This window comes from Dickeya lacustris (assembly GCF_029635795.1).
Classification (GTDB): Bacteria; Pseudomonadota; Gammaproteobacteria; order Enterobacterales; family Enterobacteriaceae; genus Dickeya; species Dickeya lacustris.
Genome location: NZ_CP114280.1, coordinates 844,156 through 858,738, shown reverse-complemented (window position 1 = coordinate 858,738; position 14,583 = coordinate 844,156). Strand labels below are relative to the sequence as shown.

The following is a 14,583-nucleotide window of genomic DNA, read 5'->3' as shown; positions in this document are numbered from 1 at the left end:
TAACGGCAGGATCTCATGACCACAGAACACGATGATGTGCATCACTCAGAGTCACGCAATAAGGTCGCGCTGTCTCCTCAGCAGGCGGCGAGTGTTGATATTGCCGATTTACGGCGCGAATACACCCGTGGTGGGTTGCGGCGTCACGATCTTAGCGCGAACCCGCTTGATTTATTCGAGCGCTGGTTGAAGCAAGCCTGTGAAGCGCAATTGGCCGATCCTACGGCGATGTGTGTCGCAACGGTTGATGAACAAGGGCAGCCTTATCAACGTATCGTGTTGCTAAAACACTATGATGAAAAAGGCATGGTGTTTTACACCAATTTAGGTAGCCGCAAGGCACAGCAACTGGCGGCTAACTCACGAATTAGCCTCTTATTCCCTTGGCATATGCTGGAGCGTCAGGTCATTGTGCTGGGGCGTGCGGAAAAGCTGCCAATGCTTGAGGTGATGAGATATTTCCATAGCCGACCGCGCGATAGCCAAATTGGTGCCTGGGTATCAAAACAATCCAGCCGCATTTCTGCACGTAATTTGCTGGAGAGTAAGTTTTTTGAAATGAAGCAGAAATTTCAGCAAGGGGACATTCCTCTGCCCAGCTTTTGGGGTGGGTTCCGTGTTGTTATCGATTCTATCGAGTTTTGGCAGGGCGGCGAACATCGGTTGCACGATCGCTTTCTGTACCAGCGTGAGGGAGAGGGCTGGTCAGTTGACCGCCTGGCACCGTAATTACGCGAATTCACGCGAATTTTGTTACGTGAAGCGCTGGCACTCGCGTGGGCTGCGCTTTATTCTATGTCACCCTGAATTTTTCTTTCGCCAACAGGGCGAAAAACCGTGTACCGGCAAAGGTGCAGTCGTTTATAGATGGAGATTTTGATGGCAAGCAATCTGATTCAACAATTGCAAGAGCGGGGTCTGGTGGCCCAGGTAACGGATGAAGCCGCGTTAGCAGAGCGACTGGCGCAGGGGCCGATTGCACTGTATTGCGGTTTTGATCCGACCGCTGATAGCTTGCATTTGGGACATCTGGTGCCGCTGCTGTGCCTGAAACGCTTTCAGATGGCTGGTCATAAACCTGTCGCTTTGGTGGGAGGCGCTACTGGGCTTATCGGCGATCCGAGTTTCAAAGCCGCCGAGCGTAAACTCAATACTGAAGATACGGTACAGGAGTGGGTGGAGAAAATCCGTCGCCAGGTTGCGCCGTTTTTGGCTTTTGATTGCGGTGATAACAGTGCGATCGCGGCCAATAACTATGACTGGTTCGGCTCAATGAATGTGCTGACATTCTTGCGTGATATTGGTAAGCACTTCTCCGTTAATCAGATGATTAATAAAGAAGCGGTGAAGCAGCGTTTGAATCGAGACGATGTCGGGATTTCATTCACCGAGTTTTCCTACAACTTATTGCAAGGGTATGATTTTGCTTCGCTAAACGGGCTACATAACGTTGAGCTGCAAATCGGTGGCTCAGATCAGTGGGGCAACATCACCTCGGGTATTGATTTAACCCGCCGTCTGCATCAGAAGCAGGTTTTTGGCCTGACTGTGCCGCTTATCACCAAGTCCGATGGCACGAAGTTTGGTAAAACCGAAAGTGGCGCAATCTGGTTAGATCCGAAAAAGACCAGCCCGTACAAGTTCTATCAGTTTTGGATCAACACCGCTGATGCAGACGTGTACCGTTTCCTGAAATTCTTTACTTTCATGGAGATTGAGGCCATTAACGCACTGGAAGAGGAAGACAAAAACAGTGGCGTGGCACCGCGAGCACAATATGTGTTGGCAGAGGAAGTGACCCGTCTGGTTCATGGCGAAGAGGGGCTGTCGGCGGCTCGCCGTATTACTCAGAGCCTGTTCAACGGCAATCTGGGCGATTTGACAGAGGCTGACTTCGCCCAGCTAGCGCAGGATGGCATTCCTATGGTCGAGCTGGCTGGCGGTGCGGATTTGCAGCAAGCGCTGGTCGATGCCGAATTACAGCCGTCTCGTGGGCAGGCGCGTAAAACCATCGCCTCTAACGCCATTACCATCAATGGCGAGAAGCAAGCTGACCCAGAGTATACCTTCACGGCGACCGACCGCTTGTTTGGCCGCTACACCCTGTTGCGTCGGGGTAAAAAGCATTATTGTCTCCTCTGCTGGAAGGACTAACCTACCGACTGAAGGGAGCGAGAGCTCCCTTCAACTTTAGATGCGCCGACGTAAAACCACGCGGTTGGACTGGTGGTGAAAATGTGTCGGCGTATGCCATTTGTATGATGCTAATGTATTGATTGTCATCATGAATGAAATGTAATGGCGCATCGAACAAGAACAACACACATCGCATTTATTAAGCAGGCAAGGGTAGTAAATTTCATGAAAAACATACTGTCTATCCAGTCTCATGTGGTTTTTGGCCATGCCGGAAACAGTGCCGCCGAATTTCCTATCCGGCGCGTCGGGGTGAATGTCTGGCCACTGAACACCGTGCAATTTTCGAATCATACCCAATATGGGCAGTGGACTGGCTGCGTGATGCCCGCAGAGCATCTGACTGAAATTGCACAGGGGATTGGGAATATTGGTCATCTCAAAGAGTGCGATGCGGTACTCAGCGGGTATATCGGCTCACCGGAGCAGGGCGGGCATATTCTGGAGATCGTCCGGCGAGTCAAAGAGGCTAACCCAAACGCTATCTATTTTTGCGACCCGGTGATGGGGACGCCCGAGAAAGGCTGCATTGTCCCCGCAGGCGTGAGTGATTTTCACTGCCAGCAGTCGCTGCAGGCAAGCGATATCATCGCCCCTAACTTACCTGAGTTAGAGCTGTTGAGCGCCCGCACTATTCATACGGTGGAGGAGGCTGTGAGTGCCAGCCGTGCGCTCTGTGAGCGTGGGCCGAGGCTGGTGCTGGTCAAACACCTGAGTCGCGCTGCGATGGATCAAGGCAGTTTTGAAATGCTGCTGGTTACGCGAGATGAAGCCTGGCATATTCGCCGCCCGTTGGTTGATTTCGGGCCGCGCCAGCCGGTTGGCGTTGGGGATTTGACCAGTGGTCTACTGCTGGCGAATTTACTCAAAGGGGCGACGCCGGTACAAGCGCTGGAACACACCACGGCGGCGGTATATGAGGTCATGTGCATGACGAAGCAGCTCGGGCAATATGAGTTGCAGTTGGTGGCAGCACAGGACGGCATTGCGAATCCTGGTCAACATTTCGCTGCGACAAGCCTGTAGAGATAAGCCAGTCGGGGCAGACATACGGCGCAATAACGGAATGCGATAGCCGGTTATTGCGCCGCGTGGTCAAGACTGCGTTGACCTCAGGCCAGTGTATGGTAAGAGGGGTTAAAATTTCACCTCTAACCCCTCTGCCGTGAGCGCTTTTTCTACCGCTGGCCGGGCGGATACGCGCTCAAGATAGGCTGACAACGCCGGGAACTGGAGCAAATTGAATTTCAGTTCGTGCGCCCAGCGACAAATGGTAAACAGATACGCATCGGCTACGCCAAAACGGTTGCCCACCAGATAATCATGTTCACTCAGCACTTCATTCAGATAGCGGAAACGCTGTTCCAGGTAGCTTTTCAATAACTCTTTGTACAATTCAGGCGTACCCGGGCGAAAAAGCGGTGTGAATGATTTATGCAGTTCGGTTGAAATATAAGCCAGCCACTCAATTGCCCGATAGTGGTGAATGGTGCTTGATGGCGCAATCAGATTATATTGCGGCGCTTTATCAGCCAGATATAGGGCGATAGCGACGGTTTCTGTTAAAACTGCCCCATCATCAAGTGCCAGTGCTGGCACCAGCCCTTTCGGATTGACCTGTAGATAATCGTTTCCCTGTTCCGTTTTTTTCGTGCGCAGGTCGACTTTTACCAACGTGAACTTGGCCCGGGTCTCGTGCAGGATGATATGCGGAAACAGTGAACAACTTCCCGGTTTGTAATAGAGTTTCATTCGCCATTCCTTCAGTAAACGTCTTTGCGGTGAGTCGCAGTGTCAGATAAACATATTCAGGTAAAACGCATAACCCCTTTTTAATGGAGGGGGAAACCGTGTTTGGTTCTGGTTCTCTTCTGTCTGTTATCGGTAAATTGGGTCTAACCACTGAGATTTTTAATCATGATTACTTATAACAATTGTAAAAATCTTAATAAGATAGCGTAAGTTCATCTTGCTACAGTTCACACCAACGGGCTGTGCGCGGCGTCGCAAGATAAGTGTGCTGTCTCGCTAAGGTTCATACCAACGGTGTGATGGAAAGCGCAACGTATGGCGCAACACATCAACGCACTGCATCACGGTTATCGGTTGTGCAACGAAAATATTCACGCGCTCAGGCCATTCTCTTGCCATCGCGTGTGCTAAAAAAGCGCGATGTGCAGGCTGTGTTATCGTTAAGTATGCTATCTCGGCCCCGGCATTACCCGCAGAAACCCGGCTGAGAGCAGAGGCGATGTCAGCCTATCACTACTATAGTTCACCCTTGATGCGACGGTGGCAATACGCCAGTAATAACGTGCGATAGCGGAGTTTTAGCGCGGGCATACGGTGGTTTTACGGGTAGCGCCTGACGGTATAAAAATCTCTCATACATCTCCCTCTTGTGCTGATGGCGATGATCCAGTATTAGTTATTGATGGCTTAATGCCATGATCCATAAAATAAAATTATAGAGGAGCAAGGAATGACGATAGACAAAAATTGGCTTGCATCGGTACTGGGTGCATTAAGCCTGACAGCGGTTTCAGTGCAAGCGGCGGACGTTCCTGCCGGTGTACAACTGGCAGACAAGCAAGAATTGGTCAGAGCCAATGGCTCTGAACCGGCATCGCTTGACCCACACAAAGTGGAGAGTGATGTCGAAGGCAATCTTATGCACGATTTTTTTGAAAAATTGATCTCGGTGCGTGATGACGGCACCGTCGTGCCGGGCCTGGCGGAACGCTGGGAAAATAAAGATAACCAGGTATGGACGTTCCATTTACGTCCGGGGCTTAAGTGGTCAGACGGCACGCCGATAACGGCAGATGATGTCGTCTTTAGCTGGCAGCGGCTGGTTGACCCGAAAACACTGTCGCCTTATCAGAGTTATATGGGCAGCTTGCATGTCCTTAATGCCGAAGACATTATCTCGGGCAAGAAAAGCCCGCAGGAGCTGGGCATCAAGGCAGTGGATGCCCAGACGGTGCAGGTTACACTTGATCAGCCATTGTCATACTTTTTGCCGATGGTGGATCACTATGTCATGGTGACGGTGCCGAAAGCGGCGATCGAAAAATTTGGCGACAAGTGGACGCAAACCGCGAATTTTGTCGGCAGCGGCCCGTTTGTACCGACAGAGTGGGTAGTCAATGAACGTATCAGCGCCAAACGTAACGTCAATTACTGGGATAACGCCCATACGGTGCTGAACAAAGTCACCTATTTGGTGATTGTTTCGAATACCGCAGAAGTGAACCGCTACAAGGCGGGCGAGGTTGACGTCACCTACACGATGCCGAACCAGTTGTTCAAGTCCCTCAAACAGGAATTGCCGAACGAAGTCAAAGTGTCGCCGTTCCTCTCTACCTATATTTATCGCTTTAATACCCAAAAACCGCCGTTTAATGACGCGCGGGTGCGGCGTGCGCTGGATTTGGCGCTGGACAAAGACGTGATTGCCGACAAAGTGCTGGGGCAAGGTCAGGTGCCTGCCTATAACTATGTCCCGCGCGGTATGGCCGGGTATACCAGCCATCAGCCCGAATGGGCCGGCTGGACGCAGCAGCAGCGTAACGCAGAAGCGAAGAAATTGCTGAAAGAGGCCGGTTTTGATGAAAGCCACCCGCTGAAATTTGAGCTGCTGTATAACACGTCGGAGTCACATCAGAAGATTGCTATCGCAGCGGCTTCGATGTGGAAACAAAACCTCGGTGTGGAGGCGACGTTGTTGAACCAGGAATGGAAGACGCTGCTGGATACCTCTCGTTCGGGGAATTTCTCCGTGGTGCGTAACTCCTGGGGGGCTGACTATAACGAGCCTTCTACCTATTTCGATACGTTACGTGCCAAAGACAGCAACAATGCCGGTAAATTCAACGATAAAGCATACGATGAGGTACTGGATAAAGCGGTGAGAGCCTCTTCGCTGGACGAGAGAGTCAAACTCTATCATCAGGCAGAAGGTATTTTGCAACAGCAAATGCCGCTGATCCCTATCTACTACTATGTGCGCAGCCAAATGGTGAAGCCCTATGTGGGCGGGTTTAAGCCTGATTTGAAAGGGGATTACTACAGTAAGGACGTTTATATCATCAAGCATTGATGGAAAATCTGCGCCAGGCAACCTGAGTTCCTGGCGCATTTTTATGCTGGCGGGGTGTTGAGCCTCGCGGGTTTGTTACTCGTTGCTGCTGACTACGCTTGGTTGCTTACTGCTTTTGATTGCTTACTACTCTTGGCTATTGAGCAGATGCCCCATTTTGGCCGCTTTGGTTGCAAGATAGTGCTCATTTTTCGGATTGCGGCCAACAATCAACGGCACACGTTCGACGATATTGATGCCTGCTTCAGTCAGAATGTTTACCTTTTTCGGGTTATTGGTCAGTAGTCGCACTTGCACGACGTTCAATAATTTAAACATGTCTGCACACAGGGTGAAATCGCGCTCATCGGCGGCAAAACCCAGTTGATGATTGGCTTCCACCGTATCTGCGCCCTGATCTTGCAGTGCATATGCCCGGATTTTGTTCAGTAACCCGATGTTACGCCCTTCTTGGCGGTGATACAGCAGTACGCCACGCCCCTCTTCAGCAATCTGATTAAGCGCCGCTTCCAGTTGAAAACCACAGTCACAACGCAGGCTAAACAGTGCATCCCCGGTCAGACACTCCGAGTGTACTCTGGCCAGCACCGGTTCGGGACTGGAAATATCGCCATAAACTAACGCCAGGTGATCACGCCCGGTCGCAGTTTCCTCAAATCCTACCATCAGGAAATCGCCCCACGGGGTGGGTAGTTTGGCTTCCGCCACCCGTTTTAGCTGCATGTTAATCTCCAAAGCATGAATGATGGATTCCGGCTCCTGCTGGGAGGGGAATCAAGTATCGACGCCACCGCCATGCTCCCGCGTCGGGGGCCTGAGGTCCTCATGACCGGTGACGAAATGACGTGGGGATTGCGGTGTCGTTGACATAACTGACAGCTATTTTACGCCATACTGACTGCGGCTGCCCTCTTTTTTGATAAAATTGTGAAAATTTTGTTTTAATATCCTGCTGAATTATAGGGAGAAATGATGCAAGACCTCACCAAACGTACCCTGATTGGTACCATGTCATTGATGGTGCTGCCGCTATGGGTATGGGCAACAGGATGGCAATGGCAACCAACGGTAACGGGGTGGTGGCTTAAACCTTTGTTTTGGATGACTGAAACCGTATCGGCCCCTTGGGGGATAGCAACCAGCGTCCTGCTGGCTGGCGTGACGGTGTGGTTATTGCGCCTCCGTGGGCGACAGGCTATGAGCGCGGTCGTCATCTTGCTTGCCACTATCGTTGCAGGGCAGGGGATAAAGGCGGTGATGAAGCACTGGACGCAAGAGCCGAGGCCGTTTGTCGTGTGGCTGGAGCAAACGAATCAGATAGCCGTCAGCGATTTTTATGCATTAAGCAATAATGCGCGCGCCGCGTTGCTGGCGCATCAATTGCCACCGTCAACCGCCATCCCTTCCTGGCAACGCCAGCACTGGCAGCAACAGGCTGATTATGCCTTTCCGTCGGGACATACCCTGTTTGCCGCCAGTTGGGCGCTTGTTATGGCGGGGCTGTTGTGGCCACGCCGACATTATACGGCGACGGTGCTGATTCTCTTATGGGCGAATAGTGTGATTGGCAGCCGGTTGCTACTGGGCATGCACTGGCCGCAAGATGTTGCTGTTGCAGCGCTGATAAGTGCTGTGCTGGCGCTAATAGCCGGTTGGTTGTTGCAGCGCGTTTGCTCTATTCCTGCCACCCCGCGATGAATCCCACCCGCTCTCAGGCAAGGCAGGCAACGCCTGTCGTGCCCCTTCGCTATGTTAGGTTGCTGTGCCACATGGCTTGCCATATTGAGTTTAAGCCGTGTGGCAGCATGATAAGCAACGCGTGATTCGCCATAGCAGGCCTCAAGTGCCGAATAATGCTATGCGTCGCGGCTTTTCTTGTCTGAGTCCTTGACTGCCTTTCCCTCTGCGCGAGGGAAATGCTAAGTTAATGGGGTTCATCGCCGTAATTTGGCATAATTCATCTGGTTAAGTTGAGCCTATTCAGTCTATTCGCCTAAGACGAACCCACAGGAAGCGAACGTGAAATACATGCTGATTTTTTTTCTGGTGCTGGCCATTTTTATTGTGTCTATCACTCTTGGTGCGCATAACGATCAAGGGGTGGTGTTTAATTATTTGCTGGCTCAGGGCGAATACCGCTTATCGACGTTACTGGCAACGCTGTTTGCTGTCGGGTTTGCTTTGGGATGGGTGATTTGTGGCATGTTTTATCTGCGTTTACGCATTGCGCTGGGGCGTGAACAACGTAAAATCAAGCGTCTTGAACAGCAGTTGTCAGCCGCCTCGGCTACCTCGCAAAATGATTCTGCCACCCATTAAGGAACAACCTCCATGTTAGAACTGCTGTTTCTGTTGCTGCCGGTTGCCGCCGCCTATGGCTGGTATATGGGGCGCAGGAGTGCACAGCAGGATAAACAGGACGAAACTAACCGTTTGTCACGCGATTACGTAGCAGGGGTGAATTTTCTGCTGTCCAATCAGCAAGATAAAGCCGTCGAGCTCTTTCTCGACATGCTCAAAGATGACAGTAATACCTTTGAAGCTCACCTGACGCTAGGCAATCTTTTTCGCTCGCGTGGCGAAGTTGACCGGGCTATCCGCATTCATCAGGCGCTGACTGAAAGCGCGTCGCTCAGTTTTGAGCAGCGTTTGCTGGCGGTGCAGCAGCTTGGTCGTGACTACATGGTCGCAGGGTTATACGACCGCGCCGAAGAAATATTCAAGCAACTGGTGGATGAAGACGAGTTCCGCCTCGGTGCCCTGCAACAGCTATTGCAGATTCATCAATCCACCAGTGACTGGCCAAATGCTATCGAAACGGCGGAGAAGCTGGTCAAACTGGGGAAAACACAGCAGCGTAGCGAGATTGCACACTTTTATTGCGAACAGGCATTACAAGCCCTGGGCAGTGATGACCTTGATAAAGCAATGTTAATGCTGAAAAAAGCCTCGGCTTCAGATAGTCAGTGCGCGCGTGTTTCCATCATGCTGGGGCGCATTTATATAGCGCAACAGCAGTATGACCGGGCCGTCGTGGTGCTCCAGCAAGTGCTGGAGCAGGATAAAGAATTGGTCAGCGAAACGCTGGCGATGCTACAAGATTGCTATTTTAAGCTTAATCAACCCGAAGGGTGGGCGACGTTTTTACGCCGCTGTGTTGAAGAGAAATGTGGTTCCAGTGCCGATTTGATGATGGCTGACGTTCTGGAACAGTATGAGAGCACCGAGTCAGCCCAGACCTATGTCACGCGGCAGTTACAGCGTTATCCAACCATGCGCGTATTCCACCGTCTGATCGATTACCACCTGCGTGAAGCAGAAGATGGGCGAGCGAAAGAGAGCCTGTTGGTGCTGCGTAATATGGTGGGCGAGCAAATTCAGGCCAAACCGCGCTATCGCTGTCACAAATGTGGCTTCACGTCTCAGTCGTTATATTGGCACTGCCCTTCTTGCCGCAGTTGGGCCAGCGTGAAGCCGATTCGTGGTTTGGATGGCGAATAATCATTTTTATGCCGATGGGATCGCGATACGACTAGCGGATCTCATTTTTCGTTGTTAGTTACAACATACTAATCAGTGTGTCCGGCATAGACGCACGGGTTTGGCATTTATCTGGCGGGGCAGGTAGAATGCGCGCGAAAACGATTTCACTCATTCGTGCTCAACGACGGGCATGATCAACGACGGGAACTCCAGTGAACGGCTCAACAACCTCTCTGAACAAGATGTCTACAGGCTCTCCGATTATTGTGGCGCTGGATTATGCTGACCAGCGAGCCGCGTATGATTTTGTCGATAGAATCGACCCGCAAGACTGCCGGTTAAAAGTGGGCAAAGAGATGTTCACCCTGTTTGGCCCGCAATTTGTCACGGCGTTGCAGCAGCGCGGTTTTCAGGTGTTTCTCGATTTGAAGTTTCACGATATTCCCAATACCACCGCGCGAGCCGTTGCCGCAGCGGCGGAGCTTGGCGTATGGATGGTGAATGTGCATGCCAGCGGCGGTGCCCGCATGATGACGGCGGCGCGTGAGGCGCTGCTGCCCTTTGGTCATCAGGCACCGTTGTTGATTGCCGTGACGGTATTAACCAGCATGGATGAAGCCGACCTTCATGGCCTTGGCATAACTTTATCGCCAGCGGAACAGGCTGAAAAGCTGGCAACCTTAACGCAGCAGTGCGGTCTGGATGGCGTGGTGTGCTCGGCCCATGAAGCCGTACGCTTGAAACAGGTCTGTGGGGCGAGTTTCCGTCTGGTAACGCCGGGTATTCGTCCGGCAGGCAGTGATGCTGGCGATCAACGCCGTATTATGACGCCGCAGCAGGCGCAGCAGGCTGGGGTGGATTATATGGTCATTGGCAGGCCGATTACTCAGTCAGTTGACCCGGCGGCGACGTTAAAGGCCATTCTGGCGTCATTAGGAGTGCGGTAATGCAAGACGATAACAGCCGTTTAGTCTATTCCACGCAAACCGGGCGTATTGAGGAGCCCGTCGTAAAACCGGCACGCGCCAAAGGCGACGGGGTGGTGCGTATTCAGCGCCAAACCAGCGGGCGAAAGGGGAAAGGTGTCTGCATGATTACCGGTCTTGATCTTGACGATGCAGAACTGGAAAAACTCGCCGCCGAGCTCAAAAAGAAGTGCGGCTGTGGCGGTGCGCTTAAGGATGGCGTGATTGAAATTCAGGGCGATAAGCGCGATCAACTAAAAGCGCTGCTAGAGGCCAAAGGGATGCGGGTTAAGCTTGCCGGAGGTTGATATTCTTAATACCGACAGGCTTCTTTGGGGAGCCTGTCGGCTGTTGTATGGCGCGGCGTTTATTGAAAATTGATGGCGGTTAGCGGGTCGTCTGGTGCCCGATAACGCCGCCGACTGCCGCGCCGCCCACCGTACCCAATGCGCTGCCATTGGTTAATACGGCACCGCCTAATGCGCCAATTCCGGCACCAATTGCAGTATTACGCTGACGCTTATTCATGCCCGCGCAACCGGCAAGCGTGCTGACAATCACCATGGCCAATACGGCGGCAGTCAGTTTTTTATTCATCTGCATTTTTATACTCCTGTTGTTGCTGTTCTAAGGTGCGGTAATTGCCGTGAACATGTTTGGGAAACGTCAATATGTGAGCCCTGGCTTGCCATTACACTCGGTGTGATGTCTGGCTGCCAGTATAGTGACCGGCTTCTCTCGCAACAGGTGAAAAACTCTTAATTCAGGGGGTGTCGGCGGTGCCTGCCGAGGTTTTATTCCGCACGCGTACCTGCGTTATCGCATTCCTGTTGACCCAGCAGAACATCGCCTGTTTTTCAGCCATTTCCGCCATACCGTCACCCTCAGGCCAACCGCAGAATAACCCAAATCACACGGGAGAATAAAAATGCTGGAAGAGCTGAAAATTCAGGTGCTTGAGGCCAATCTGGCTTTGCCTCGCCATCAACTGGTGACATTTACCTGGGGGAATGTCAGCGCCTGTAACCATGAGCGTGACCTGATGGTCATTAAACCCTCTGGGGTGGAATACGCGGCGATGACCGAGCAGGACATGGTTGTTGTGGATATTCGCACCGGGCAGGTGGTTGAAGGCGAGAGAAAACCTTCATCGGATACCGACACCCATCGCGCGCTGTATCTGGCGTTTCCATCATTAGGCGGTATTGTGCATACCCACTCACGCCATGCCACTATCTGGGCACAAGCTGGAAAAGATTTGCCGCCTTGGGGAACCACCCATGCTGACTATTTTTATGGTTCTATTCCCTGTACCCGATTGATGACGCCTGAGGAAATCGCCGGTCAGTATGAATGGGAAACCGGTCAGGTGATTGTCGAAACCTTTCGGGAGCGTGGTTTATCGCCACAAGCTATTCCCGCTGTATTAGTGAATGCCCATGGCCCTTTCGCCTGGGGACGTGATGCGAAACAGGCCGTGCATAATGCGGTTGTGCTGGAGGAGGTCGCTTATATGGGCCTGTTTTCGCAACAGCTGACCCCTGCGCTGGTGTCGATGCAACCCGTATTACTGGATAAGCACTACCTGCGTAAACACGGCGAGCATGCCTATTACGGGCAGTAGATGAAAAATCAGCGGGGCGGGAATATCCGCGCCCCGATAGGTTCTCCCGCTTTTTGCAAAGCAGAACGGCCCGACAGCACGTTCTGCTTTGTGCTTCGTTTTAGCGCTGTGCGCTATCCTGACGCCAGCTCACCGCCGTTTCCTGCGCCGTGGGGTATTGGCTATGTAGCGCCCGGCGAATGACCAGGAAGGCGGCAACCAACATCGTCACGGCCACCAGCATAAAGAATCCACACAGTATTGCGTTGATTTGGTTGCTAAAAACGATAGTCGCCATGTCCTGCATATTTTTAGCCGGTGCAATCAAGGTGCCGGATTCAATACCTTTTGAGAACCGGTTGGCCTGGGCCAAAAAACCGATACTGGGTTTTTCATGAAAAATTTTCTGCCAGCCTGCAGTCATCGAGGTGATAAATAGCCACGCTGTTGGTAACAGTGTGACCCAGGCGTAGCGCTGTTTTTTCATTTTAAACAGCACGACGGTACCGAGGATCAGCGCCATGGATGCCAGCATCTGGTTGCCGATGCCAAACAGCGGCCACAGCGTATTAATCCCGCCTAGCGGGTCAATCACCCCCTGATAGACAAAGAACCCCCAACCGGCGACAGCAACGGTTGTCCCCGCCATGTTGCCAAGCCAGGAGTGGCTTTTGCCCATGCCGGGGATAACCAGTCCCGCCAGGTCTTGTACCATAAAGCGGCAGGCTCGGGTGCCAGCATCTACCGCAGTCAGGATAAACAGCGCCTCAAACAGAATGGCGAAGTGATACCAGAAGGCCATCATTGCCCGGCTGTTAAAAATATCGGTAATGATATGCGCCATGCCGACGGCAAAGGTCGGTGCGCCCCCGGCGCGTGAAAGAATGGTATTTTCACCGACGTCTTTGGCGATGGCGGTCAGGTCTGCCGGGGTAATGACAAATCCCCAGGCGCTTATCACCTGTGCGGCGTTTTCGGCGGTAGTGCCTATCACGGCGGCCGGTGCATTCATCGCAAAGTAGACGCCTGGGTCAATCACCGAGGCGCAAATCAGCGCCATGATAGCGACAAATGATTCCATCAGCATCGCGCCATAGCCGATAAAACGAATATGGCTTTCGCGCTCAACCAGTTTAGGCGTCGTGCCGCTGGACACCAGTGCGTGGAAGCCGGAAATCGCGCCACAGGCAATGGTAATAAATAAAAACGGGAATAGGCTGCCGGAAAATACCGGCCCGCTGCCGTCGATAAAGCGGGAAATGGCGGGCATTTTCAGATCAGGCATCGCAACATACAATGCCTATCGCCAGCCCCACTATCACGCCGATTTTCAGAAAAGTGGATAAGTAGTCGCGTGGCGCGAGCAGTAACCAGACGGGCAGCACCGAGGCGATAAAGCCATAAATCACCAACACCCAGGTCAGGGTAGTGCCACTGAGGGTAAACACCGGCCCCCAATAAGGATGTACGGCAATATCACCGCCGTAAATGATGGCCAGCATCATCAGCACAAAGCCTATCAGCGAGACCTCGGCAATTTTCCCTGGCCGTAAAAAGCGCATGTAAACACCCATGAATAGCGCAATCGGAATAGTGGCGGCGATAGTAAAGGTGCCCCACGGGCTGTTAGTCAGCGCTTTGACCACCACCAGCGCCAGGGCAGATAAGATGATTATCATGACGCCTAACGCACCGAGCATGGTCACAACACCGGCGAACGCGCCTAACTCCTGGCGTGCCATTTCGCCCAGAGAGCGGCCATCACGACGGGTAGAGATGAACAGCACCAGAAAATCCTGCACTGCACCGGCCAGCATCACGCCAATCAAAATCCATAATGTGCCGGGTAAAAACCCCATTTGCGCGGCCAGAATCGGGCCGGCCAATGGCCCGGCACCCGCGATGGCGGCAAAGTGATGACCAAATAACACCCATTTGTTGGTGGGGACGTAATCCAGTCCGTCGTTATGGCGTTCGGCAGGTGTGATGCGCCGGTCATCAAGCTCAAACACCCGGCGGGCGATAAACAGGCTGTAAAAACGGTAGGCAATGCTGTAGCAGGCGACGGCGGCAATCACCAGCCAGACCGCATTAACATGCTCGCCCCGGCTAAGTGCCAGCATGGCAAACGCCACCGCACCGGCAATCGCAACAGCTATCCAGGCTGACATACTTTTGATGGTTTTCATCTCACTGACTCCAGAGTGGTTGTCATTTCCCGCTGCCGATTGGCT

14 protein-coding genes and 1 pseudogene are annotated in these 14,583 nt (G+C 52.5%); 10 read left to right on the top strand and 5 right to left on the bottom strand.

Going from position 1 to position 14,583, the window contains the following annotated elements:
- The first annotated feature begins 15 nt into the window (after positions 1-15).
- The 3 genes from pdxH (at position 16) to pdxY (ending at position 3,222) form a co-directional block, all read left to right on the top strand.
- Entirely contained in the window at positions 16-729 is a 714-nt protein-coding gene (gene pdxH / locus O1Q98_RS03865) for a pyridoxamine 5'-phosphate oxidase (RefSeq protein ID WP_125259114.1), read from the top strand.
- 147 nt (positions 730-876) lie between these two features.
- Positions 877-2,154 (top strand): tyrosine--tRNA ligase, encoded by a 1,278-nt coding sequence (gene tyrS, locus O1Q98_RS03860; RefSeq protein WP_125259160.1) that lies wholly within the window; start codon positions 877-879, stop codon positions 2,152-2,154.
- Positions 2,155-2,361: 207 nt separating this feature from the next.
- The gene (gene pdxY, locus O1Q98_RS03855; RefSeq protein ID WP_125259115.1) at positions 2,362-3,222 is read left to right on the top strand and encodes a pyridoxal kinase PdxY; all 861 of its coding nucleotides are present in this window, start codon (positions 2,362-2,364) and stop codon (positions 3,220-3,222) included.
- A 111-nt stretch (positions 3,223-3,333) separates the two neighbouring features.
- On the opposite strand, the gene gstA is transcribed toward pdxY, so the two are convergent.
- Together gstA and O1Q98_RS03845 are read right to left on the bottom strand one after the other, a co-directional pair.
- Positions 3,334-3,948 carry a glutathione transferase GstA gene (gene gstA / locus O1Q98_RS03850; protein WP_125259116.1) on the bottom strand — a complete coding sequence of 205 codons (615 nt, stop codon included), beginning with the start codon at positions 3,946-3,948 and terminating at the stop codon, positions 3,334-3,336.
- Between the two features lie 276 nt (positions 3,949-4,224).
- The gene (locus O1Q98_RS03845; protein ID WP_278142947.1) at positions 4,225-4,347 is read right to left on the bottom strand and encodes a hypothetical protein; all 123 of its coding nucleotides are present in this window, start codon (positions 4,345-4,347) and stop codon (positions 4,225-4,227) included.
- Between the two features lie 331 nt (positions 4,348-4,678).
- Here O1Q98_RS03845 and O1Q98_RS03840 point away from each other — a divergent pair, with 331 nt between their 5' ends.
- Complete coding sequence (locus O1Q98_RS03840) at positions 4,679-6,298, top strand: ABC transporter substrate-binding protein (RefSeq protein WP_125259117.1); 1,620 nt, start codon at positions 4,679-4,681, stop codon at positions 6,296-6,298.
- A gap of 126 nt (positions 6,299-6,424) precedes the next feature.
- Here the strand turns inward: O1Q98_RS03840 and ribA are convergent, their stop codons facing one another.
- Positions 6,425-7,021, bottom strand: coding sequence for a GTP cyclohydrolase II (gene ribA, locus O1Q98_RS03835; RefSeq protein ID WP_125259118.1), 597 nt, complete (start codon positions 7,019-7,021; stop codon positions 6,425-6,427).
- 249 nt (positions 7,022-7,270) lie between these two features.
- Here ribA and pgpB point away from each other — a divergent pair, with 249 nt between their 5' ends.
- The 5 genes from pgpB to yciH all read left to right on the top strand — a co-directional run bounded on the left by pgpB (position 7,271) and on the right by yciH (position 11,054).
- Complete coding sequence (pgpB, locus tag O1Q98_RS03830; protein WP_125259119.1) at positions 7,271-7,996, top strand: phosphatidylglycerophosphatase B; 726 nt, start codon at positions 7,271-7,273, stop codon at positions 7,994-7,996.
- Positions 7,997-8,317: 321 nt separating this feature from the next.
- Positions 8,318-8,617 (top strand): LapA family protein, encoded by a 300-nt coding sequence (locus tag O1Q98_RS03825; RefSeq protein WP_125259120.1) that lies wholly within the window; start codon positions 8,318-8,320, stop codon positions 8,615-8,617.
- A 12-nt stretch (positions 8,618-8,629) separates the two neighbouring features.
- The gene (gene lapB, locus O1Q98_RS03820; RefSeq protein WP_125259121.1) at positions 8,630-9,799 is read left to right on the top strand and encodes a lipopolysaccharide assembly protein LapB; all 1,170 of its coding nucleotides are present in this window, start codon (positions 8,630-8,632) and stop codon (positions 9,797-9,799) included.
- Positions 9,800-10,023: 224 nt separating this feature from the next.
- The gene (gene pyrF, locus O1Q98_RS03815; RefSeq protein WP_125259122.1) at positions 10,024-10,728 is read left to right on the top strand and encodes an orotidine-5'-phosphate decarboxylase; all 705 of its coding nucleotides are present in this window, start codon (positions 10,024-10,026) and stop codon (positions 10,726-10,728) included.
- Complete coding sequence (gene yciH / locus O1Q98_RS03810; RefSeq protein WP_125259123.1) at positions 10,728-11,054, top strand: stress response translation initiation inhibitor YciH; 327 nt, start codon at positions 10,728-10,730, stop codon at positions 11,052-11,054. The genes pyrF and yciH overlap by 1 nt, the downstream gene beginning before the upstream one ends.
- A 79-nt stretch (positions 11,055-11,133) precedes the next feature.
- Here yciH and osmB read toward each other — a convergent pair whose 3' ends face one another.
- Positions 11,134-11,349 carry an osmotically-inducible lipoprotein OsmB gene (gene osmB / locus O1Q98_RS03805; protein ID WP_125259124.1) on the bottom strand — a complete coding sequence of 72 codons (216 nt, stop codon included), beginning with the start codon at positions 11,347-11,349 and terminating at the stop codon, positions 11,134-11,136.
- Between the two features lie 325 nt (positions 11,350-11,674).
- Here osmB and araD point away from each other — a divergent pair, with 325 nt between their 5' ends.
- Positions 11,675-12,370: an L-ribulose-5-phosphate 4-epimerase gene (araD, locus tag O1Q98_RS03800; RefSeq protein ID WP_125259125.1), complete on the top strand. Its 696-nt coding sequence runs from the start codon at positions 11,675-11,677 to the stop codon at positions 12,368-12,370.
- A gap of 100 nt (positions 12,371-12,470) precedes the next feature.
- Here araD and O1Q98_RS03795 read toward each other — a convergent pair.
- A pseudogene (locus O1Q98_RS03795) lies at positions 12,471-14,538 on the bottom strand (carbon starvation CstA family protein).
- Between the last annotated feature and the right edge of the window lie 45 nt (positions 14,539-14,583).

Excerpts from the sequence above, each read along its gene's own strand:
- araD (WP_125259125.1), top strand. The coding sequence starts at position 11,675 with ATGCTGGAAGAGCTGAAAATTCAGGTGCTTGAGGCCAATCTGGCTTTG.
- ribA (WP_125259118.1), bottom strand. The coding sequence starts at position 7,021 with ATGCAGCTAAAACGGGTGGCGGAAGCCAAACTACCCACCCCGTGGGGC.
- pdxY (WP_125259115.1), top strand. The coding sequence starts at position 2,362 with ATGAAAAACATACTGTCTATCCAGTCTCATGTGGTTTTTGGCCATGCC.
- O1Q98_RS03845 (WP_278142947.1), bottom strand. The coding sequence starts at position 4,347 with ATGGCAAGAGAATGGCCTGAGCGCGTGAATATTTTCGTTGCACAACCG.
- lapB (WP_125259121.1), top strand. The coding sequence starts at position 8,630 with ATGTTAGAACTGCTGTTTCTGTTGCTGCCGGTTGCCGCCGCCTATGGC.
- O1Q98_RS03840 (WP_125259117.1), top strand. The coding sequence starts at position 4,679 with ATGACGATAGACAAAAATTGGCTTGCATCGGTACTGGGTGCATTAAGC.
- gstA (WP_125259116.1), bottom strand. The coding sequence starts at position 3,948 with ATGAAACTCTATTACAAACCGGGAAGTTGTTCACTGTTTCCGCATATC.
- pyrF (WP_125259122.1), top strand. The coding sequence starts at position 10,024 with ATGTCTACAGGCTCTCCGATTATTGTGGCGCTGGATTATGCTGACCAG.
- pgpB (WP_125259119.1), top strand. The coding sequence starts at position 7,271 with ATGCAAGACCTCACCAAACGTACCCTGATTGGTACCATGTCATTGATG.
- yciH (WP_125259123.1), top strand. The coding sequence starts at position 10,728 with ATGCAAGACGATAACAGCCGTTTAGTCTATTCCACGCAAACCGGGCGT.
- pdxH (WP_125259114.1), top strand. The coding sequence starts at position 16 with ATGACCACAGAACACGATGATGTGCATCACTCAGAGTCACGCAATAAG.
- osmB (WP_125259124.1), bottom strand. The coding sequence starts at position 11,349 with ATGCAGATGAATAAAAAACTGACTGCCGCCGTATTGGCCATGGTGATT.